At 71.9% G+C, this 20,046-nt stretch carries 18 protein-coding genes; 9 read left to right on the top strand and 9 right to left on the bottom strand.

Translation table 11 applies throughout. The features are described from left to right. Positions 1–22: 22 nt before the first annotated feature. Both BWR60_RS09125 and BWR60_RS09130 read right to left on the bottom strand, forming a co-directional pair. Positions 23–2,542: an ABC transporter permease gene (locus BWR60_RS09125; protein WP_088150694.1), complete on the bottom strand. Its 2,520-nt coding sequence runs from the start codon at positions 2,540–2,542 to the stop codon at positions 23–25. Continuing rightward, positions 2,539–3,297, bottom strand: coding sequence for an ABC transporter ATP-binding protein (locus BWR60_RS09130; protein WP_088150695.1), 759 nt, complete (start codon positions 3,295–3,297; stop codon positions 2,539–2,541). Before BWR60_RS09130 ends, BWR60_RS09125 begins: the two co-directional genes overlap by 4 nt. Between BWR60_RS09130 and BWR60_RS09135 the strand changes: the two genes are divergently transcribed. The 5 genes from BWR60_RS09135 to BWR60_RS09155 all read left to right on the top strand — a co-directional run bounded on the left by BWR60_RS09135 (position 3,296) and on the right by BWR60_RS09155 (position 8,132). Further along, on the top strand, positions 3,296–3,985 hold the full coding sequence (locus tag BWR60_RS09135) for an arylesterase (RefSeq protein ID WP_088150696.1): 690 nt from the start codon (positions 3,296–3,298) through the stop codon (positions 3,983–3,985). The genes BWR60_RS09130 and BWR60_RS09135 overlap by 2 nt on opposite strands. 77 nt (positions 3,986–4,062) lie before the next feature. Continuing rightward, the gene (locus BWR60_RS09140; protein WP_088150697.1) at positions 4,063–5,103 is read left to right on the top strand and encodes an aldo/keto reductase; all 1,041 of its coding nucleotides are present in this window, start codon (positions 4,063–4,065) and stop codon (positions 5,101–5,103) included. Positions 5,104–5,339: 236 nt separating this feature from the next. Next, positions 5,340–6,230: a LysR family transcriptional regulator gene (locus tag BWR60_RS09145; protein ID WP_088150698.1), complete on the top strand. Its 891-nt coding sequence runs from the start codon at positions 5,340–5,342 to the stop codon at positions 6,228–6,230. 124 nt (positions 6,231–6,354) lie between these two features. Further along, entirely contained in the window at positions 6,355–6,939 is a 585-nt protein-coding gene (locus BWR60_RS09150; RefSeq protein WP_088150699.1) for an NADPH-dependent FMN reductase, read from the top strand. Next, entirely contained in the window at positions 6,936–8,132 is a 1,197-nt protein-coding gene (locus tag BWR60_RS09155; RefSeq protein ID WP_088150700.1) for an MFS transporter, read from the top strand. Before BWR60_RS09150 ends, BWR60_RS09155 begins: the two co-directional genes overlap by 4 nt. Here BWR60_RS09155 and BWR60_RS09160 read toward each other — a convergent pair. Then, complete coding sequence (locus BWR60_RS09160; protein WP_230983001.1) at positions 8,129–9,031, bottom strand: LysR family transcriptional regulator; 903 nt, start codon at positions 9,029–9,031, stop codon at positions 8,129–8,131. The two genes, BWR60_RS09155 and BWR60_RS09160, sit on opposite strands and share 4 nt — an antisense overlap. 52 nt (positions 9,032–9,083) lie before the next feature. On the opposite strand from BWR60_RS09160, the gene BWR60_RS09165 reads away from it, so the two are divergent. Beyond that, entirely contained in the window at positions 9,084–10,058 is a 975-nt protein-coding gene (locus tag BWR60_RS09165; RefSeq protein ID WP_179221694.1) for a nitrilase family protein, read from the top strand. 12 nt (positions 10,059–10,070) lie between these two features. On the opposite strand, the gene BWR60_RS09170 is transcribed toward BWR60_RS09165, so the two are convergent. After that, positions 10,071–10,313 carry a hypothetical protein gene (locus tag BWR60_RS09170; protein ID WP_088150702.1) on the bottom strand — a complete coding sequence of 81 codons (243 nt, stop codon included), beginning with the start codon at positions 10,311–10,313 and terminating at the stop codon, positions 10,071–10,073. Positions 10,314–10,402: 89 nt separating this feature from the next. Then, positions 10,403–11,347, bottom strand: a complete 945-nt coding sequence (locus BWR60_RS09175) for a GlxA family transcriptional regulator (protein ID WP_088150703.1) — start codon at positions 11,345–11,347, stop codon at positions 10,403–10,405. A gap of 88 nt (positions 11,348–11,435) precedes the next feature. Between BWR60_RS09175 and BWR60_RS09180 the strand changes: the two genes are divergently transcribed. From BWR60_RS09180 to BWR60_RS09190, 3 genes are all read left to right on the top strand, one after another. Then, on the top strand, positions 11,436–12,587 hold the full coding sequence (locus BWR60_RS09180) for an acyl-CoA dehydrogenase family protein (RefSeq protein WP_088150704.1): 1,152 nt from the start codon (positions 11,436–11,438) through the stop codon (positions 12,585–12,587). 168 nt (positions 12,588–12,755) lie between these two features. After that, a complete protein-coding gene (locus BWR60_RS09185; RefSeq protein ID WP_088150705.1) occupies positions 12,756–14,825 on the top strand; it encodes an acetate--CoA ligase family protein in 2,070 nt (689 codons plus the stop codon). After that, positions 14,815–15,603, top strand: coding sequence for a carnitinyl-CoA dehydratase (locus BWR60_RS09190; protein WP_088150706.1), 789 nt, complete (start codon positions 14,815–14,817; stop codon positions 15,601–15,603). The genes BWR60_RS09185 and BWR60_RS09190 overlap by 11 nt, the downstream gene beginning before the upstream one ends. Before the next feature lie 132 nt (positions 15,604–15,735). On the opposite strand, the gene BWR60_RS09195 is transcribed toward BWR60_RS09190, so the two are convergent. The 4 genes from BWR60_RS09195 to BWR60_RS09210 form a co-directional block, all read right to left on the bottom strand. Continuing rightward, the gene (locus tag BWR60_RS09195) at positions 15,736–16,407 is read right to left on the bottom strand and encodes a glutathione S-transferase family protein (protein WP_218823415.1); all 672 of its coding nucleotides are present in this window, start codon (positions 16,405–16,407) and stop codon (positions 15,736–15,738) included. Positions 16,408–16,570: 163 nt separating this feature from the next. Next, positions 16,571–16,867, bottom strand: a complete 297-nt coding sequence (rpmB, locus tag BWR60_RS09200; protein WP_088150707.1) for a 50S ribosomal protein L28 — start codon at positions 16,865–16,867, stop codon at positions 16,571–16,573. Between the two features lie 267 nt (positions 16,868–17,134). Next, positions 17,135–18,655 carry an alpha-N-arabinofuranosidase gene (locus tag BWR60_RS09205; RefSeq protein WP_088150708.1) on the bottom strand — a complete coding sequence of 507 codons (1,521 nt, stop codon included), beginning with the start codon at positions 18,653–18,655 and terminating at the stop codon, positions 17,135–17,137. 64 nt (positions 18,656–18,719) lie between these two features. Beyond that, complete coding sequence (locus BWR60_RS09210) at positions 18,720–20,033, bottom strand: extracellular solute-binding protein (RefSeq protein WP_088150709.1); 1,314 nt, start codon at positions 20,031–20,033, stop codon at positions 18,720–18,722. Positions 20,034–20,046 lie beyond the last annotated feature (13 nt).

A 20,046-nucleotide genomic window follows, 5' to 3' on the forward strand; every position in this document is an offset into this window, starting at 1 on the left:
TGCTTCAAGAAGACAACTCGCGTCACTCGTTCCGCAGCAGCGGCGCCGCCTTCTGGCCCAGCGCCACCCAGGTGCCGAGGAAGCCGAAGCCCAGGGTGATGGCGACGCACAGCGCCGCGGTGCCCAAGAGGGTCAGCGGCAGGAAGGTCCAGTCGATCTCCATCACGAAGGTCAGCACGCCCCAGGCGGCGACCGTGCCCAGCGCGCAGGCGATCACGGCGGTCAGCAGGCCCAGGAGGCCGTATTCGATCAGGAAGGCGCGCAGCACGTCGCCGCGAGTCGCGCCCAGCACCTTCAGCACCACCGCGTCGTAGATCCGGCGGCGATGGCCCGCCACCACCGCCCCGGCCAGCACCAGCGCGCCGGCCAGCAGGGTGACGCCGGCGGTCGACCGCACCGCCGTGCCGATCTGGGACAGGAGCGCGTTCACCGTCTCCAGCGCGTCCTTGAGGCGCACGGTGGTGACGTTCGGGAAGGCGGTGGTCACCGCCTTCTGCAGCGCCAGCTCCTCCGCCGCCGGCACCCGCACCGTGGCCAGCCAGGTGTGCGGCGCGGCCGCCAGCGGCTTCGGCGACATGATCAGGGTGAAGTTGATGCCCAGCGTGCTCCAGTCGATGTCGCGGATGTTGGCGACCTCGGCCTCGATGTCGCGGCCCAGCACGTTCAGCGTCATCCGGTCGCCCGGCTTCAGCCCGAAGGCCTCGGCGATGTCCTTGTAGACCGAGATCCGCGGCGGGCCGTCGTAACCGGCCGGCCACCATTGCCCCTGCAGCAGCTTGTCCTTCGGCGGTATCGCCGCGGCATAGGTGACGCCGCGGTCGCCGCGCAGCCAGCTCGATCGGGCCTGGTTCACCACCGCCTTGTCGGCCGGCACGCCATTCACCGCGGTGATGCGGCCGCGCAGGCTGGGCACCTCGGCCAGGTCGGCCGCGCCCGGCGTGCCCTGGATCAGGGCGTCGAACTGGTCCTTCTGCGACTTCTGCACATCGACGAAGAAGAAGGACGGCGCCTGGTCGGGCAGGCTGTCCCTGATCTGCCGGTCCATGTTGCCCTGGATCAGGGCGATCGCCGCCAGCACGGTCAGGCCCAGGCCCAGCGACAGCACGATCTGCGGCGTCGGCGCGCCCGGCCGGTGCAGGTTGGCCAGGGCCAGGCGCAGCCCCGGCCGGCGCGGGCGCGGGGCGCGGCGCGACAGCGCCATGACGCCCAGCGCCGTGCCGGTGAACAAGAGGATGGCGGCGACCGCGCCGGCGACGAAGATCGCCGCCAGCACCGGGTCCGCCGCCGTGGCGATGGCCAGGCCGGCCAGGGCCAGGGCGCACAGGGCGGTGGCGGCGACGAAGGGGGCGGCCGGCCGAGCATGGCGCGGCGCCACCCGGTCGCGGAACAGCGCCGCCGCCGGAATCCGGGCGGCGCGGGCCAGCGGCCACAGCGAGAAGGTCAGGCTGGTCAGCACCCCGAATCCCGCGGCCAGCAGCAGCGCGCCGGGATAGACGCCGATCCGGGCGTCGACCGGCAGCAGCCCATCGATCAGCGCGGCGACGGCCGAGGGCGCCGCGGCGCCGATCGCCAGGCCGACGGCGATGCCGAGTGCGGACAGCACCAGCACCTGCAGCAGATAGGTCTGGAAGATCAGCCGGCCGGGCGCGCCCAGGCATTTCAGCGTGGCGATGGTGGCCAGCCGCGCATCCAGCCAGGCGCGCACCGCGTTGCCGACCCCGGCGCCGCCGACCAAGAGGGCGGTCAGCCCGACCAGGGTCAGGTACATGGTCAGCTGGTCGATGGTCCGGCGCAGCCCCGGCGCCGCGTCGCGGTCGTCGCGCACCCGCCAGGTGCCGTCCTGCAGCTGGTCCTTGAACCCATCGGCGGCGGCGCGGACGTCGCTGCCCGGCGGCAGCGCCAGGCGGTAATCGAAGGACAGCATCGATCCCGGCTGGATCAGGCCGCTGGCGTCCAGCGCGCCGCGGGCGATCATCAGCCGCGGCCCGATGGCGAAGCCGCCGCCGGCCTTGTCCGGCTCGCGCGCAATGGTGCCGCGCAGCTGCAGCACCGCGTCGCCGACCGCGATGGTGTCGCCGGCGGCCAGGCCCAGCCGGGCCGCGACCTCGGGGTCGGCCACCGCGCCCCAGACGCCGTCGCGCGGGGCGAGGGCCGCCTGCAGGTCGCTGCCGCCCTCCAGCTCCATCCGGCCATAGAGAGGGTAGGCACCGTCGACCGCCTTGAGCTCGACCAGCGTCGTCGCCTCGTCGCGCGGGCTGCGGGCCATGCCGCGGGTCTCGATCACCTCCGACACCCGGCCGGCGGTCTCGAACCGCGCCCGCTCCTCGGCCGTCGCCGGCTGGTACAGGCGGTGCAGCTCGACATCGCCGCCCAGGATGGCCTGGCCGTCCTCGGCAATGCTGCCGCGGATGCCGTCGGCCACCGACTGCACCGCGGCGATGGCGCCGACGCCCAGCGCCAGGCAGGCCAGGAAGATGCGGAAGCCCCTCAGCCCGCCGCGCAGCTCGCGCCGGGCCAGGCGGGCGGCATTGCGGACGCTCACTTCAGCCGCGCCAGGGCGGCGGAGGGGGCGAGGCCGGCATCGGTGATGCGGCCGTCGACCAGCCGGACGATGCGGTCGCAGCGTGCCGCCAGCGCCGGGTCATGGGTGATCAGCAGCAGCGTGGCGCCGCGCCGGCGCGACAGGTCGAACATCAGCTCGATCACCTGCCGGCCGGTGTCGCCGTCCAAATTGCCGGTCGGCTCGTCGGCCAGGATCACGTCGGGATCGGCGGCGAAGGCGCGGGCCAGGGCGGTGCGCTGCTGCTCGCCGCCCGACAGCTGGCCGGGATAGTGGCTCAGGCGATGGCCGAGGCCGACCGCGCGCAGCCGCTCCGCCGCCTGCTCGAAGGCATCGGACGCGCCGGCGAACTCCAGCGGGATGGCGACATTCTCCAGCGCCGTCATGGTCGGCACCAGGTGGAAGTTCTGGAACACGATGCCGACATGGTCGCGCCGGAACAGCGCCAGCCTGTCCTCGCTCAGCGCCGACAGCTCGCGCCCGGCGACCTCGACCTTGCCCCGGGTCGGCCGCTCCAGCCCGCCGATCAGCATCATCAGGCTGGACTTGCCGGAGCCGGACGGGCCGACAATCGACACCACCTCGCCGGCGGCGACCGACAGGTCGATTCCGCGCAGGATGTTGACGGGGCCCGCCGCGCTCGCCAATTCAAGATGCACATCGGTCAGCCGGATGCTGGGCGGGGCAGCGGTTCCGGCCCCCGAGCCGGCCTGCGGTGCAGGAGTGGTCCCGTCCATGCGCATCCTATGGTCTCTCGCCCGACTCCGGACAGATGGCGCCGCGCGGCGCCTTTTCAATGCGGCGCTCCTGGCGCTGTGCACCCTCGCCGCGCTGCCCACTCTGGCGCAGGCGGGAACGATCCGCATCCTCGCCTTGGGCGACAGCCTGACCGCCGGCTTCGGCCTGGACCCGGCGGACGGCTTCGTGCCGCAGCTTCAGGCGGCGCTGCGGGCGCAGGGCCATGACGTGACGGTGCTGAACGGCGGCGTGTCCGGCGACACCAGCGCCGGCGGGCTCGACCGGCTGGACTGGGCCCTGGCCGACAAGCCCGACCTCGCGATCGTCGAGCTCGGCGCCAACGACATGCTGCGCGGCGTCGACCCGGCCTCGACCCGCGCCAATATCGACAAGATCCTCACCCGGCTGGGGCAGGAGAAGATCCCGACCCTGCTGGCGGGGATGCGGGCCGCGCCCAATCTCGGCCCGGCCTATGCCGCCGCCTTCGACCCGATCTTCCCGGACCTGGCCCGCGCCCATGGCGTCGCGCTCTACCCCTTCTTCCTCGACGGGGTGGCGATGGTGGCGGCGCTGAATCAGGCCGACGGCATGCATCCCAACCCTGCCGGCGTGAAGCTGATCGTCGAGCGCATCGTCCCTGCCGTGGTCGGGCTGATCCGGTCGAGCGGGCTGGCGAAGACCGGCTGAGGCCGCATCGCGGTTCCGTCCGGCGGCGTTTCCGGCTATAGCCAAATCGTCCGACCAATCCGCTCCCGGAGCCTTTGATGGAACAGCGTCCGCTCGGCCGCACCGGCCTCGACGTCACCGCGATCTGCCTCGGCACCATGACCTGGGGCACGCAGAACACCGAGGCCGAGGGCCATGCCCAGATGGACTACGCGCTCGACCGCGGCGTCACCTTCTGGGACACGGCCGAGATGTATTCGGTGCCGCCGACCCCGCAGAGCTACGGCCGGACCGAGGAGATCATCGGCAGCTGGTTCGCGAAGACCGGCAAGCGCAATCAGGTGGTCCTCGCCTCCAAGATCGCCGGCCCCGGCGCCCATCTGGCCCATGTCCGGGATGGCAAGCCCCGGCTGGACGCGAAGAACGTCAAGGCCGCGGTCGAGGCCAGCCTGAAGCGGCTGCGGACCGACTGGATCGACCTGTACCAGCTGCATTGGCCGAACCGCCAGGTGAACAGCTTCGGCAAGCTCGGCTACGCCCATGACGAGGCCGAGGATTTCATCGCGCCGGAGGAGACGCTGGCGGCGTTGGCCGACGAGGTGAAGGCCGGCCGCATCCGCCATGTCGGCCTGTCGAACGAGACGCCCTGGGGCCTGATGCGCTACGTCGAGGCGTCGGACCGGGCCGGCCTGCCGCGCCCGGTCTCGATCCAGAACCCCTACAACCTGCTGAACCGCAGCTTCGAGATCGGCCTCGCCGAATGCGCCCATCGCGAGGAGGTCGGGCTGCTCGGCTATGCCCCGCTCGCCGCGGCCACCCTGACCGGCAAGTATCTCGACGGCCAGGTCCCGCCCGGATCGCGCCGCGCCGTCGATGGCCGCAAATCGCGCTACGACACGCTGAACGCCGAGGCGGCGACCAGGCGCTACATCGCCCTGGCGCGCGAGCATGGGCTGGACCCGGCGCAGATGGCGATCGCCTATGCCCTGTCGCGGCCCTTCATGACCTCGGTGATCATCGGCGCCACCTCGATGGACCAGCTGCGCACCAACATCGCCGCGGCCGACGTCACGCTGTCGCCCGAGGTGATCCAGGGCATCGACGCGATCCACACGGCGTATCCGAGCCCCTGCCCCTGAGGGGTCGGGCAGGTCCGGTGCCGTCCCCCTCACCCTCCCGCCGCCAACGCGGCGGGCCCCTCCCTCTCCCCGAGGAGAGGGAAAACAAGGTCCGCGCCGCTTTACCTCTCCCCTGGGGAGAGGTCGAAATCGCGACAGCGATTTCGGGTGAGGGGGCGGCACCGACCTGTCGGCGTTCCTGACATCGGCCCATACGACGGCGTATAGATGACTCCGGCCAGCCGGAGTCATCGCCCATGGATTGGGACGACCTGAAGATCGCCTTCGCCGTCGCCCGGCACGGGTCGCTCAGCGCCGCGGCGCGACAGCTCGGCACCACCCAGCCGACGGTCAGCCGGCGGCTGGACGGGCTGGAGCGCCGGATCGGGGTCAAGCTGTTCGAGCGCTCGGCCAGCGGCCTGTCGCCGACGCCGCTCTGCGCCGCGCTCGTCGACGGGCTGCAGCGGATGGAGGAGGGGGCGCTGGCGGTCGAACGCCGCATCGCCGCCCGCGACACCGGCCTGCAGGGCGCGATCACCGTCACCAGCCTGGACTGGTTCGGCGACACCGTCGTCGGCCCGATCACCGCCCGGTTCGGCGCGATGCACCCGCTGGTGGCGATCGAGCTGCTGAACGAGCCGCGGATGTTCAACCTGTCCCGGCGCGAGGCCGACCTGGCCTTCCGCTTCGCCGCCTTCGCCCAGGAGGACCTGATCGAGCGCAAGGTGGCGGAGGTCGGCTACGGCCTCTACGCCGCGCCCGGCTATCTCGAGCGGCACGGCCCGCCGGATTTCGCCGCCGGCTGCGCCGGCCACGCCGTGGTCACCATGTACGATTTCGCCAGCCGGTCGACCCAGGCGGTCTGGCTGCACGGCATCGCGCCCCAGGCGCGGGTGATCGCGCGCACCAGCGGCCTCGGGTCGCAGATGGCCGCGGCCGAGACCGGGCTGGCCATGGCCTCGCTGCCGCGGCTCCTCGGCGATGCGCGCCCGGGCCTGCGGCGGATCGAGACGCCGGTGTCCTGCCCGGTGCAGTCGGTGCGCCTCGGGGTGCATGCCGATCTGCGCGACTCGCCCCGCATCCGCGCCTTCATCGATTTCGCCGTGGCCGAGCTGAAGGCGCGAACGCCGGAGCTCAACCCGCCCTGAGCAGCTATACGGAAACGTATAGGACGCATACGAATCTCGCCGATGGGCGCGGCGCCGATTCCGGGCCAAATCCCCACCATTCGGCGCCGCGGACCGAGCGCCGGTCCACCTGGAAGGGGTTCCCATGTCCGACCCGATCCGCATCCTCGGCCTGTCCGGCAGCCTGCGCCGGGCCTCGCTGAACACCGCGCTCTTGCGCGCCGCGGGCGAGCTGCTGCCCGGCGGCGCCGCGCTGGAGATCCACCCGCTGCACGACCTGCCCTTCTTCAACGAGGATGTCGAGGCCGAGGGCCTGCCCGAACCGGTCCAGGCGCTGAAGACGAAGATCGCGGCGGCCGACGCGCTGCTGCTGGCGGTGCCGGAATACAACTACTCGATCGCCCCGGCGCTGAAGAACGCGCTGGACTGGGCGTCGCGGCCCTATGGCGCCTCGGTGCTGGTCGGCAAGCCGGTCGCCATCCTTGGCGCCTCCGCCGGGATGGGCACGGTGCGGGCGCAGCTGCATCTGCGCGACGTGGCGATCACCACCGGCCTGCATGTGCTGAACCAGCCGGAGATCTTCGTCGGCCGCGCCGCCGAGAAGTTCGACGCGGATCTGCACCTGGCCGACGAGCCGACCCGAGAGATCCTGGCCCGGATGCTGCGGCGCCTGGTGCGCTGGACCCGCGCGATCCAGGCCAGCGCGCCGATCCGGGAGTCCGCGGCGTGACCGCGGCGCTCGCCCGGGCCGGGGCGGAGCCGACGCGCTGGCCGGCGGTCGCCGTGGTCGTCGCCTCCGGCGTGGTCGCGGCGCTGCAGGTCGGCAAGGGCGCCATCGCCCTGCCGGCCCTGCGCGCCGAATTCGGGCTGGGGCTCGAGGCCGCGGGCTGGATCATGTCGGTCTTCGCCCTGCTGGGCGTGGTCGGCGGCATCCCCGCCGGCGCGGCGGTGTCGCGGTTCGGCGACCGCCGGCTGCTCGCGCTCGGCCTCGCCGCACTGGCGCTGGGCAGCCTTGCCGGCTCGGTGGCCGGCAGCTTTCCGCTGCTGCTCGGCACGCGGGTGCTGGAGGGGCTGGGCTTTCTGCTCGTGGTGGTCGCGGCGCCGGCCCTGCTGCAGCGCATCGTCGCCGCGCCGGACCGCGACCTCGCCTTCGGGATCTGGAGCGCCTTCATGCCGGCCGGCATGGCGATCGCCCTGCTGCTCGGCGCCGCACTGGCCGGATGGCGCCCGTTCTGGGCCGCCAACGCCGTGCTGGCCGCCGTCTTCGCGCTGCTGGTGCTGGTCGCCGTCCGGGCACGGGAGCGGGCGCAGGACAACCCGTCCTGGCGCGAGACCGGCCGCGATGCGGCGCTGACCGCGACCTCGCGCGGGCCGCTGCTGCTGGCCGCTGCCTTCGGGCTCTACAGCCTGCTCTATTTCACCCTCGCCAGCTTCCTGCCGGTGCTGCTGATGGACCGGATGGGGGTGGCCGTCGCCACGGCCGGGGTGCTCAGCGCCGTCGCGGTCGGCGCCAATGTGCTGGGCAACCTGGCCGCTGGCCTGCTGCTCGGGCGCGGCGCCGCCCGCTGGCTGCTGATCGCCACCGCCATCCTGGTCATGACCGCGTCCGGCATCGCCATCTTCGCGCTGCCCCTGCCGCCGATGGTGGTGCTGCTGCTGTGCATCCTGTTCTCCGGGGTCGGCGGGCTGCTGCCGGCCACGGTGCTGGGCGCCGCCGGGCCGGTGGCGCCGAAGCCGGGCCTGGCGCCGGTGACGCTCGGCCTGGTCATGCAGGGCAACAATCTCGGCCAGGTCATCGGGCCGGTGGTGGTGGGCGGCGTGGTCGACGCCGCGGGCTGGCCGGCGGCGGCGGTCCCGGTCGCCTTGGCCGGTATCCTCGCGCTGGCCGTCGCGGCGCTGCTGCGGGGCGTGTTCCGGGCCTAGCCGAACAGCGCCCGGTTCTCCCGGAACAGATCCGCCAGCGCATCGGCCACCGCCCGCACCCGCGGCGCCTCGGCCAGGTCGGGGCGGATCAGCAGCCAGATCTCGCGCGGCGGCGGCAGGGCGTCCAGCGCGATCGGCGCCAGGCCGGGATCGGGGTCGCCCAGGAAGCGCGGCAGCAGCGCCACGCCCCAGCCGGCGCGGGCGGCCGCCGCCTGCGCCATCTGGCTGTCGCAGCGGAAGGCGACCGGGCGGCCGGGATGGCGCCGGGCCAGCCATGTCGCCTCCGATTCTGCCTCCTCATCGCCGATCAGCGGCGGGGTGCCGCCGGAAGCGGCCTCGGCCGCCACCGCGGGCGCGGCATAGGCGCGATAGGCGATGCTGGCCACCCGCCGGCCGACCAGGGCGCTGTCCGCCGGCTGGCCCAGGCGCAGGGCGATCTCGGCCTCGCGCCGGGCCAGGCTGGTGATCCGCGTCTCCAGCACCAGCTCCAGCGCGATGCCGGGATGGCGCCGGCGCAGCCCGTCCAGCCGGTCGATCAGGAAGCCCAGCGCCAGCGATCGGGCGGTGGTCAGCCGCACCGGCCCGGCCGGCCCGTCCTCCGCCCGGTCCAGCCGGCGCAGCAGGGCCATGGCCCCGGCCTCCATCGCCTCCGCCTCGGCCAGCACCGCGGCCCCGGCGGCGTTCGGGCGGTAACCGTCGGGGCGGCGGTCGAAGATCGGCCGGCCCAGCGCCCGCTCCAGCGCCTCCAGCCGGCGCGACACGGTGGCGTGGTTCACCCCCAGCGCCCGCGCGGTGGCGGACAGGCTGCCGTGGCGGGCCAAAGCGACGGCGTAGCGGACATCGTCCCAGTCCAGCGCTGTGCGGTTTCGATCGGGCATGGTGCAGGGATGATAGTCCATGCACAGGCCGTCCGGCAGCTAGAGTCGCGGCATCGACATCCGCGAGGCCGTGATGACCCTGCTGCGCGCCGCCACCGTCCAGTTCCGGCACCAGGCCGACGACAAGCCCTACAACCTGTCCCGCATCCGCCACTTCACCGAAGCCGCGGCGGCGGACGGGGTGAAGATCCTGGCCTTCCCGGAGATGTGCATCACCGGCTACTGGCATGTCCGCAACCTCGGCCGCGATGCCATTGCCGCCCTGGCCGAGCCGGTGCCGGACGGCCCGTCGGTGCAGGAAGTGCGCGACCTCGCGATGCGGCACGGCATGGCGATCGGCGCCGGGCTGGTCGAGGCGGGCGGCGACGGCCGCTTCTACAATTCCTATGCCGCCTGCCTGCCGGACGGATCGGTGCACTGCCATCGCAAGCTGCACGCCTTCGAGAGCGACCACATCGCCAGCGGCAACCGCTACACCGTGTTCGACACGCCCTGGGGCGTGCGGCTGGGCGTGCTGATCTGCTGGGACAACAATTTGGTGGAGAATGTCCGGGCCACGGCCCTGCTGGGCGCCGAGATCCTGCTGGCGCCGCACCAGACCGGCGGCTGCGCCTCGCGCAGCCCGCACGCGATGGGGCTGATCGACCCGGCGCTGTGGCACCGGCGGCGCGAGGACCCGGCGGCGATCGAGGCCGAGTTCGCCGGGCCCAAGGGCCGTGGCTGGCTGATGCGCTGGCTGCCGGCGCGGGCGCATGACAACGGCCTGTTCCTCTTGTTCAGCAACGGCGTCGGCGAGGATGACGACGAGGTGCGCACCGGCAACGCCATGGTGCTGGACCCCTATGGCCGGATCCTGGCCGAGACCGGTGTGGCCGACGACGCGATGGTGGCGGCCGATCTCGACCTCGACCTGCTGCCGCTCTCGACCGGCCGGCGCTGGATCCGCGGAAGGCGGCCGGAGCTGTACGGCATGCTGACCGAGCGGCAGGGCCATGAGCTCGACCCCCGCCAGGCCCGCTTCTCGCCGGCCCCGGTGGTCAGGCGCTGAGGCAAACCGTCCTTAGTCGGTGATCTCCAACCGGCGGCTGATGCGGTCGATGTCCTCGCGCAGACGGTCGAGCTGGGCCTGCAGATGGGCGATGGTCTCGGCGTCGCCAGCCTGCTCCCGGCGCAGTCCGGCCGTGCTGCCTTCGATCCGAACGAGCCGGGTCTTGATCTCGCGGGTGTCCTCGCGCAAGGCGGCGATATCCGCGCGAACGGCGCGCAGATGCTCCAGGATCAGGTTCTCGACGTTCTCGACCATGCTCGGAGTCTACCAGAAAGGCGCTTGTCTCGCCGCCTTCCTTGTAGATCGGGTCAGGCCCTCGCCGTTCAACCATCGGGGCTGGTTGGTCAGGCGGCCTCCCTGAATCCGGCCGGATTGACCCCGTAGCGGGTGCGGAAGGCGCGGGCGAGGGCGGAGCCGGAGGCGAAGCCGCAATCGGCGGCGATGTCGTTGACCGGGCGGTCGGTGTTCTCCAGCAGGCGCCGGGCCAGGGCCAGGCGCAGCTCGGCGTAATAGGCCTTGGGGCCGGTGCCGAGCGTCGTCCGGAAGCGCTGCAGCAAAGCGCGCGGGCCGATGCCCAGCTCGGCCGCGATCGCCTCGACCGGCAAGGGCGCCTCGATGTTGGCCTCCATCAGCCGGATCGCCCGCACCAGCAGCGGGTCCTGCCAGGCCAGCCGACCGGCGGCGACCATGTGCTGCGGGTCGTGGCCGGGATGAGTGCCCTCGTACAGGAAGGTGCTGGAGACGGCCAGCGCGAGGCTCAGACCATGCTCGCGCCGCAGCAGGTCCAGCATCAGGTCCAGCGTCGGCAGCGCCCCGCCGGCGGTGATGCGGCGGCGGTCGGTGACGAAGCGGTCGGGCGCGGCGGTCACGGCCGGGAAGCGCTCGGCGAAGTCGCGCAGATCCTCCCAATGCGTGGTGGCGCGATGCCCGTCCAGCACCCCGGCCAGGGCCAGCACATAGGGTGCCGATTCCAGCCCGGCGATCACCGCGCCGCGCCGGGCCGCCGCGCGCAGGAAGCGGCGCACCCCGGGCGTGGCCCGCGCCTCGGCCTCGAAGCTGGCGACGACGTACAGCGTGTCGGCGCCGCCCGCCGCCATCGCCGCATCGGCATCGACCCTGAGGCCGCTGCTGCTGGTGACCGGGCCGCCATCCTCGCTCAGCACCGACCACTCGAACAGCCGCTGCCCGGCCATCCGGTTGGCGACCCGCAACGGCTCGACCAGCGCCGCCAGGGTCAGGTTGGAGAAAGCGTCCAGCACCAGGATGTCGATCCGCTGGGGCTCGGCCATGCTTCCGATTCCGTATCGACTGGATCCGAAACAGTATCGCCTGCTCAGCCAGCGCCGCAATAGCCTCTGCGGAAACAGGGAGGTGGCGATGGATTTCGGGCTCAGCCACGAGCAGCTTCTGGTCGTCGACACGGTGCGCGGCTTCGTCGAGCGCGAGCTGCAGCCGCTGGAGCGGGAGGTCGAGCGCAGCGGCCATGTCGCGCCGGAGGTCGGGCGCGAGATCCAGCGCAAGGTGCGTGACCTCGGCTTCACCGCCCCCAACATCCCGGAGGAATTCGGCGGCGGCGGCCTCGACCACCTGACCTTCACCCTTTTGGAGCGCGAGCTGGGCCGCGCCGCGATGGCGCTGACGGTGTTCTGGGGCCGGCCGTCCAACATCCTCTGCGCCGGCACGGCGGAGCAGCGCGAGCGCTGGCTGCTGCCCTGCGTCCGCGGCGAGAAGGTCGATGCCCTGGCGATGACCGAGCCCGATGCCGGCTCCGACCTGCGGGGCATGAGCTGCAGCGCCCGGCGCGACGGCGGCGACTGGGTGATCAACGGCACCAAGCACTTCATCAGCCATGCCGATGTCGCCGATTTCGTCATCCTGTTCGCGGCCACGGGCGAGGAGGGGGCGGGGCGCAAGCGCATCTCCTGCCTGCTGGTCGACCGCGGCACGAAGGGTTTCGAGATCCGGCCCGGCTACAATTCCGTCTCCCATCGCGGCTACCACAATGCGACGCTGACCTTCGACGATTGCCGGGTGCCGGCGGACCAGATGCTGGGCGAGGAGGGGCGGGGTTTCGACCTGGCCAACACCTGGCTGCACGCCACCCGCCTGACCGTGGCGGCGATGTGCGTCGGCCGCGCCCGCCGCGCCTTCGACCTGGCCCTGTCCTACGCCGCCCAGCGCAAGCAGTTCGGCCAGCCGATCGGCCGCTTCCAGGGCACCGGCTTCAAGTTGGCCGACATGATCACCGAGATCGATGCGGCCGACTGGCTGACCCTGTCCGCTGCCTGGCGGATCGACCAGGGCCAGGACGCCAACCGGGCGATCAGCCAGGCCAAGCTGTTCGCGTCGGAGATGCTGGGCCGGGTGACCGATGCGGCGCTGCAGATCCATGGCGGCATGGGGCTGATGGACGACCTGCCGATCGAGCGCTTCTGGCGCGACGCGCGGGTGGAGCGGATCTGGGACGGCACCAGCGAGATCCAGCGCCACATCATCGCCCGCGACCTGCTGCGGCCGCTGGGGGCGTGAACATGAGGCGCTCTTTCGGCCACGGTGGAGCCACCCCCTCACCCTCCCAAGCCTGCGGCTTGGGTCCCTCCCTCTCCCCCGGGGAGAGGGATTGTTGGGCGCGCCCAGGTTTCCCTCTCCTCGGGGAGAGGGAGGGGCCCGTCGCGTCGGCGACGGGAGGGTGAGGGGGTGGCTCGACGCTTCGACCTGTCCCGCCTGCTGCGCCCGCGCTCGATCGCGGTGGTCGGCGGTAAGCCTGCGGCGGAGGTGATCCGGCAGAGCCGGCGCATGGGCTTCGCCGGAGAGATCTGGCCGGTGCATCCGCAGCACGACACGGTCGAGGGCCTGCCCGCCTTCCGCAGCGTCGCCGAGCTGCCGGGCGTGCCCGACGCCGTCTTCCTCGGCATCAACCGGCACGCCGTCCTCGAGGTCACCGCCGCCCTGGCCGAACGCGGCGCCGGCGGGGCGGTGTGCTACGCCTCCGGCTTCGCCGAGACCGGCGGGGAGGGTGCGGATCTCCAGGCCCGGCTGGTCGCGGCCGCCGGGGCCATGCCGGTGCTGGGCCCGAACTGCTACGGCGTCATCAACTATCTCGACGGCGCCCTCTTGTGGCCCGACCAGCATGGCGGGCAGCGGGTGGAGCGCGGCGTGGCGCTGGTCACCCAGTCCAGCAACATCGCCATCAACCTGACGATGCAGCGCCGTGGCCTGCCGATCGCCTATGTCGCGACGCTGGGAAACCAGGCGGTGGCCGGGCTGGCCGAGATGGTCGAGGCCTTCCTGGATGACCCGCGCGTCACCGCCATCGGCCTGCACATCGAGGGCCTGGCCGAACCGGCCGCCCTGGCCCGGGCGGCGGCGCGGGCGCGGCGGCAGGGCGTGCCGATCCTGGCGGTGAAGACCGGCCGGTCGGCGGAAGGGGCGCAGCTGACGCTCAGCCACACCGCGTCGCTCGCTGGCGCCGATGCGGTGACCGATGCCTTCCTGCGCCGCATCGGCGTGGTCCGCGTTGCCTCTCTGCCGGTGCTGCTGGAGGCGCTGAAGCTGCTGCATGTGGTGGGCCCGCTGCCCGGCCGCGACATCGCCTCGATGAGCTGCTCCGGCGGCGAGGCGGCGCTGATCGCCGACGCGGTGATGGGCACCGGGCTGCGGTTCCGGCCGCTGGACCGCGAGCAGGCGGCGCGGGTGGCGGCGACGGTGTCGGAGCTGGTCACGGTGTCGAACCCCTTCGACTACCACACCTTCATCTGGGCCAACGCCCCGGCCATGACCGAGACCTTCGCGGCGATGATGGCGGCGGCGTTCGACCTGACGCTGCTGGTGCTGGACCTGCCGCGCGGCGACCGCTGCAGCGATGCCGACTGGGTGCCGTCGCTGGAGGCGCTGGTGGCGGCGTCGCAGCGCACCGGCGGTAAGGCAGCGCTGGTCGCCTCCCTGCCCGAGGGGCTGCCGGAGGAGCAGGCGCAGCGCCTGGTCGCGGCCGGCGTCGCGCCGCTGCTCGGCATCGACGATGCGTTGGCCGCGATCGCCGCGGCGGCGGAGGCGGGCGACATCCTGCGGGAGGCCGATGCACCGCTGCCGGCAGAGCCGGTGCCGCTGGCGCCAGGCCCGGTCCGCACCCTGTCGGAATGGCAGGGCAAGCGCCGTCTCGCCGTCCACGGCGTGCCGGTGCCGCGGGGGCGGTTGGTGCGGTCGCCGGAGGAGGCGCTGGCTGCGGCCGAAGCGATCGGCTTCCCGGTCGTGCTCAAGGCCACCGGCGCCGACCTGGCGCACAAGACCGAGCTCGGCGCCGTGCGGCTGAACCTGGCCGATGCCGCAGGGGTGCGCGATGCCGCTGCGGCCCTGGCCGGGCTGGGCGAGGCGCTGCTGGTCGAGCGCATGGTCGGCGGCGCGGTGGCCGAGCTGATCGTCGGCATCGGCCGCGACCCCCTGCTCGGGCTGCATCTCGTGCTCGGCTCCGGCGGCACGCTGGTCGAGCTGGTCGGCGACCGGCGGATCCTGCTGCTGCCGGCCGGGCGGGCGGAGGTCGCGGCGACGATCCGCTCGCTCAGGGTGGCCAGGCTGCTCGACGGTCATCGCGGCCGGCCGCCGGGCGATCTCGACGCCGCGGTCGACGCCGTGCTGGCGGTCCAGGATTTCGCCCTGGCCGAGGCCGGCCGGCTGACCGAGCTAGACGTCAACCCGTTGATCATCACGCCCAGCGGCGCGGTGGCCGCCGATGTCCTGCTGCGACTGGTGGAGGACCCCGATGACCGATGATCCTGTGCGTGTCTCCCGCGATGGCGCCGTGCTCGAGGTGGTGCTGGACCGGCCGAAGGCGAATGCGATCGACAGCGCCACCAGCCGCCGCATGGGCGAGGTCTTCGCCGCCTTCCGCGACGACCCGGCCCTGCGCGTTGCCATCGTCACCGGCGGCGGCGACCGCTTCTTCTCCGCCGGCTGGGACCTGAAGGCCGCGGCGGCCGAGGGCATCCGGCCGGACGAGGATTACGGCATCGGCGGCTTCGCCGGGCTGCAGGAGCTGCCGGGCCTGAACAAGCCGGTGATCGCCGCGGTCAACGGCATGGCAGTCGGCGGCGGGTTCGAGCTGGCGCTGTCCTGCGACCTGATCCTGGCGGCGGAGCATGTCCGCTTCGCGCTGCCCGAGATCAACGCCGGCACCCTGGCCGACGCGGCGACGATCAAGCTGCCGCGCCGCATCCCGTATCATGTGGCGATGGACCTGCTTTACACCGGCCGCTGGATGGAGGCGGCGGAGGCGGCGCGCTGGGGCCTGGTGAATGAGGTGGTGCCGGCGGCCGAGCTGATGGGCCGCGCCCGCGCCTTGGCCCGGCACCTGGCTGACGGCCCGCCTCTGGTCTTCGCCGCGATCAAGGAGGTGGCGCGCGAGAGCGAGGCGCTGCCGGTGCAGGCGGCGCTGGCCCGGGTGATGCGCCGCGGCTTTCCGACGGTGGCGACGCTCTATGACAGCGACGACCAGCTGGAAGGCGCCCGCGCCTTCGCCGAGAAGCGCAAGCCGGTGTGGCGGGGACGGTAGGAGCCATCCCCCTCACCCTCCCGTCGCCAACGCGACGGGCCCCTCCCTCTCCCCGAGGAGAGGGAAACCATACCTCTCCTCGGGGAGAGGTCGAAATCGCGTCAGCGATTTCGGGTGAGGGGGCGAGCCGGCTTATCCGAACAGAGCTGGCGACAGCTCCCGATCCGCGGCGGCGACCTCGGCCAGGACCTTGGCGAAGGCCGGGCGGGCGGAGAGGCGCTCGTACCATGCGGCTAGTGCCGGAAACGCCTCCAGCCCCGGCCCGTGCAGCCGCAGGGCGAACAGCACGGTCATGAACACAGCGATGTCGGCGACGGTCAGCCCATCGAACAGGAAGTCGCGGCCGGCCAGCCGAGCGTCCAGCCGGCGCCAATGGCCGCGCAGCGATTCCTCGGCCTGGCGGGCGCCGGCCTCCTGCGCCTCCAGCCGGGCCGGGTCGGGCGGCTCGCTGCGATGCATCAGCGGCCGGACGTCCGGCATCACGATCTCGTCGGCCTCCAGCTCGGCCAGGCGGCAGCGGGCGCGGCCGGCGGCGTCACGCGGAAACAGCGGCGGCGTCGGATAGGCGTCCTCGAGATAGTCGAGGATCACGGTCGAATCGAACAAGGTGAGGTCGCCGTCGGCCAGCACCGGCACCTGGCCCTTGGGGTTGGCGGCCAGCACCGCCGGGTGCTTGGGCTGGTAGCCTTCGGTCTGGGTGAAGGGCACCATGACCCGCTCATGCGCCAGACCCTTCTCGGCCAGCGCGATCTCGACCTTGCGCGAGAACAGGCTCAGCGGCCCGGAATAGAGCGTGATCCCCATCGTCATCCCTCCCCGAATCTGAGAGGGAACATTAAGGGAACGCCGGCCGGTCCGCAATGTCGGCGGCCGGCCCAATCTGAACAAACGAAAAAAGCCCGCGACCGTGCGGGCGGGCTTTCTCCAGTCCTGGGCGCGGCCGGCGGACGGCCGCTGCGCGGATCGATCAGGCCGCCTGGGCGGCAGCCTGGGCCTTGATGATGCGGTGCTTCAGGCCGCGCAGTTCGGCGTCGAGGGCCGAGTCCGGGGCGCCGGCGAGGTAGCCGTCGAGGCCGCCGCGATGCTCGATCGTGCGGATGCCGTTGGTGGTCAGGCGCATGCGCACCGACACGCCGAGCACCTCCGAGACCAGCGAGGTGGTCTGCAGGTTCGGCAGGAAGCGCCGGCGGGTCCTGTTCTTGGCGTGGCTGACATTGTTGCCACTCATCACGCCCTTGCCGGTCACCTGGCAGCGTCGCGCCATGGGTCTATCCTCGAAACACGGTCAAAAACAATGGCCCGGCATTGCTGCCGGGACGAGGGCGTTCGTATAAGGGGCCCGGCCGGCGGCGTCAAGCAGAGTCGTCACATTCGGGCTGTGGTCTGCCTTTGCGTGGCCTCTCCCGACTCTACAAGCCCTTCCCAAACGCCCCAACACGTCATTGCGAGCGCAGCGAAGCAATCCAGGGGCCAGTGTGGACCGGCCCCTGGATTGCTTCGTCGCTACGCTCCTCGCAATGACGGTATGGGGTCAGGCCCGCGGCGAGGCCTGGGTGACGATCACGTTCCAGCTGGCCGGCTTCAGCTTCGCCCGCAGCCGCTCGCCATCGACCGAGACGTCCGGGTTCGCCGCCGGGGCCACGGTGTTCGGCGCCTCCTTGGTGTTCACCGCCTTCAGGTTGGCGTGGTGGATCTCGGTCGCCGACACCAGCCGGCGGTCGGCGCCCAGGCCGCGCAGCACGACGTCCAGGTCCATCGGGTCGGACAGGCTGCGGTTCAGGGCGAAGACCGTGGTGGTGCCGTCGGCCGGGTTGTCGACCACGGTGGCGTAGAGATACGGGATCTCCGGCCAGGACTGGGCGGCATAGCCGGGCGATTCCGCCTTGGCCTGCAGCACCCTTCCATGGCCGTGCCGGGCGGCCAGGGCGAAGGGATGGAAGATGGTCTGGCGCCAGGCGGCGCCGCCGGTCTCGGTCATGATCGGGCCGATGACATTGACCAGCTGGGCGATGCAGGCGGTCTTCACCCGGTCGGCATTGTTCATCAGGGCGATCAGGGCGCCGCCGACGATCAGCGCGTCCTCGGCGTTGTAGACCTCCTCGATCAGATGCGGCGCCTCGGGCCAGCCCGGCTTGCGCATATGCTCGATCTTGTGGGTCTTGTACCAGACGTTCCACTCGTCGAAGGACAGCATGATCTTCTTGCGCGACCGGCGCTTGGCCCCGACCGCGTCGCAGATCGCCGCCACCTCCTTGATGAAGGCGTCCATCAGCTCGATCACGCCGAAATACTCCGGCGCCGAATCGGCGTTGTTGTTGAAATAGGTGTGCAGCGAGATGAAGTCGACCTGGTCGTAGCAGTGGTCCAGCACCTCGTATTCCCAGGCCCCGTAGGTCGCCATGTTGCGGTGGGACGAGCCGCAGGCGGCCAGCTGGATGGTCGGGTCGACCCAGCGCATCACCTTGGCCGTCTCCAGCGCCGCGCGGCCGTATTCCGCGGCGGTCTTGGCGCCGATCTGCCAGGGGCCGTCCATCTCGTTGCCCAGGCACCAGAACTTGACGTCGTGCGGCGCCTCATGGCCGTGCGACCGGCGCAGGTCGGACAGCGCCGACCCGCCGGCATGGTTGCAGTATTCCAGGAACCGGCGCGCCTCGTCCGGTCCGCGGGTGCCGAGATTGACGCCCAGCATCGGCTCGATCCCGGCGGCGCGGGCCCAGTCCATGAACTCGTTGGTGCCGAAGCGGTTGGTCTCGGTCGAGAACCAGGCCAGGTCGCGCCGCACCGGCCGCTGCTCCACCGGCCCGACCCCGTCCTCCCAGTTGTAGCCGGAGAGGAAGTTGCCGCCGGGATAGCGGATGATGGTGGGGCCCAGCTCCTTCGTCAGCTCCAGCACGTCGCCGCGGAAGCCGCGGGCGTCGGCGGTCGGGTGGCCGGGCTCGAAGATGCCGCCATAGACGCAGCGGCCCATATGCTCGACGAAGGCGCCGAAGACGCGGCGGTCGAGGTCGGAGAGGACGAAGTCGCGGTCGACGGTCAGCCTGGCGGAGATCATGGGTCGATGGTCTCGATCGGATGGGGGAAGAAGTGGCCGCGCCCGGAGGCGCGGCCGGAGCGGATCACTTGGCGTTGGCCAGCAGCTCGTTGACGCGGCTCTCGGCGTCGGCCAGGGCCTGGTCGACGGTCTTCTGGTCCTGGGCCGCGGCGTTGAACTCCTCGGTCAGGATCTCCTGCAGCCCGAACTGGCGCTTCACCGCCTGGGGCAGGGCGGTGCCGTCCCTGGTCAGGCTGACGATGTCCTTGCGGTGCGGCAGGTCGAGGAAGGCCTGGGATGTCGCCACCGACTGGCGCACCGGCAGGTGGCCGGTGCGGGCCCATTCGAAGTCGTTGTCCCACAGGAACTTCAGCACCTTGACCGCGGCCTTGCGCTTGGCGTCGTCGAGGCCGGCCTTGGGCACCACCCAGCTGTGGCCGTCGGCCCAGACCTTGGCGTTGCCGTAGAGCTGCGGGAAGGGCACGACGGTGTAGCCGTTGCTCAACGCCCCGCCGGGCTTGGCCGCCTCCTCGTTGTAGCTGTCGATCAGCCAGGTGCCCATGATGTAGACGCCGCCATCGCCCTGGGCGAAGCCGGCCGTCGACGCGGCATAGTCCTGGTCCTTGGTGGTGTCGCCGTTCTGGTAGATGGTCTTGAACAGCTCGACCGCGTTGCGGGCCTCGGGCGTCTGCAGCTTGATCTGCGCCGGGTCGGCGAAGAAGTCGGAGTTCTGCTGGTACAGCAGGGTGTAGAGGGTGCGGGCGTAGTTCGCCTGCTCGTTCACCGTGGCCTGTACGAAATAGGGCTTGCCGGTCTTCTCCTTGAACTGCTTGGCCTGGGCCAGCAGCTCCTCCGGCGATTTCGGCAGGATCGGCTTGCCGTCGTCGCTGACGAGGCCAGCCTGCTTGAACAGGTTCAGGTTGATGTGCCACAGCCAGGTGTGGGTGTCGAAGGGCAGGGCGTAGATCTTGCCGTCCTTGGTCACCCCGGTCCTCGCCGCCTCGGTGAAGTCGGCGGTGTCGATGCCGGCGGCCTTGAAGTCCTCGTCCAGCGGCTCCAGCAGGTCGCGGGAGGCGTAGTCGCTGATCACCGCCTCATGCATCACCGAGATGGTTGGCGGATCGTCGGAGCGCAGCCGGGCGGTCAGCTGGTCGTAGCCGGGCCATTCGACGATATCGACCTTGACGTGGACGTCCGGGCTCTCGGCGTTGAACTTGTTGATCAGCGCCGTGATGATGCCGCACTCGCCATGCGCCTTCGAGACGTCGGTGACATCGGCGTAGTCGGCCTCGCAGGCGCCGAAGAAGCGTGACAGCGAGATCTCGGTCTTGTCCTGCGCCCAGGCGGGACCCGCGGCCAGGACCAGCCCCGCCAGGGCCAAAGCAAAGCGGCTTCTCATGGCTCTCCCTCCT

The organism is Inquilinus limosus (assembly GCF_002195995.1).
In the GTDB taxonomy this organism is placed as follows: Bacteria; Pseudomonadota; Alphaproteobacteria; order DSM-16000; family Inquilinaceae; genus Inquilinus; species Inquilinus limosus_C.

Bases quoted from the DNA above. Each gene is read 5' to 3' on its own strand.
- BWR60_RS09135 (WP_088150696.1), top strand. From the start codon at position 3,296: ATGCGCATCCTATGGTCTCTCGCCCGACTCCGGACAGATGGCGCCGCG.
- BWR60_RS09130 (WP_088150695.1), bottom strand. From the start codon at position 3,297: ATGGACGGGACCACTCCTGCACCGCAGGCCGGCTCGGGGGCCGGAACC.
- BWR60_RS09140 (WP_088150697.1), top strand. From the start codon at position 4,063: ATGGAACAGCGTCCGCTCGGCCGCACCGGCCTCGACGTCACCGCGATC.
- BWR60_RS09145 (WP_088150698.1), top strand. From the start codon at position 5,340: ATGGATTGGGACGACCTGAAGATCGCCTTCGCCGTCGCCCGGCACGGG.
- BWR60_RS09150 (WP_088150699.1), top strand. From the start codon at position 6,355: ATGTCCGACCCGATCCGCATCCTCGGCCTGTCCGGCAGCCTGCGCCGG.
- BWR60_RS09160 (WP_230983001.1), bottom strand. From the start codon at position 9,031: ATGGACTATCATCCCTGCACCATGCCCGATCGAAACCGCACAGCGCTG.
- BWR60_RS09165 (WP_179221694.1), top strand. From the start codon at position 9,084: ATGACCCTGCTGCGCGCCGCCACCGTCCAGTTCCGGCACCAGGCCGAC.
- BWR60_RS09170 (WP_088150702.1), bottom strand. From the start codon at position 10,313: ATGGTCGAGAACGTCGAGAACCTGATCCTGGAGCATCTGCGCGCCGTT.
- BWR60_RS09175 (WP_088150703.1), bottom strand. From the start codon at position 11,347: ATGGCCGAGCCCCAGCGGATCGACATCCTGGTGCTGGACGCTTTCTCC.
- BWR60_RS09180 (WP_088150704.1), top strand. From the start codon at position 11,436: ATGGATTTCGGGCTCAGCCACGAGCAGCTTCTGGTCGTCGACACGGTG.
- BWR60_RS09190 (WP_088150706.1), top strand. From the start codon at position 14,815: ATGACCGATGATCCTGTGCGTGTCTCCCGCGATGGCGCCGTGCTCGAG.
- BWR60_RS09195 (WP_218823415.1), bottom strand. From the start codon at position 16,407: ATGGGGATCACGCTCTATTCCGGGCCGCTGAGCCTGTTCTCGCGCAAG.
- rpmB (WP_088150707.1), bottom strand. From the start codon at position 16,867: ATGGCGCGACGCTGCCAGGTGACCGGCAAGGGCGTGATGAGTGGCAAC.
- BWR60_RS09205 (WP_088150708.1), bottom strand. From the start codon at position 18,655: ATGATCTCCGCCAGGCTGACCGTCGACCGCGACTTCGTCCTCTCCGAC.
- BWR60_RS09210 (WP_088150709.1), bottom strand. From the start codon at position 20,033: ATGAGAAGCCGCTTTGCTTTGGCCCTGGCGGGGCTGGTCCTGGCCGCG.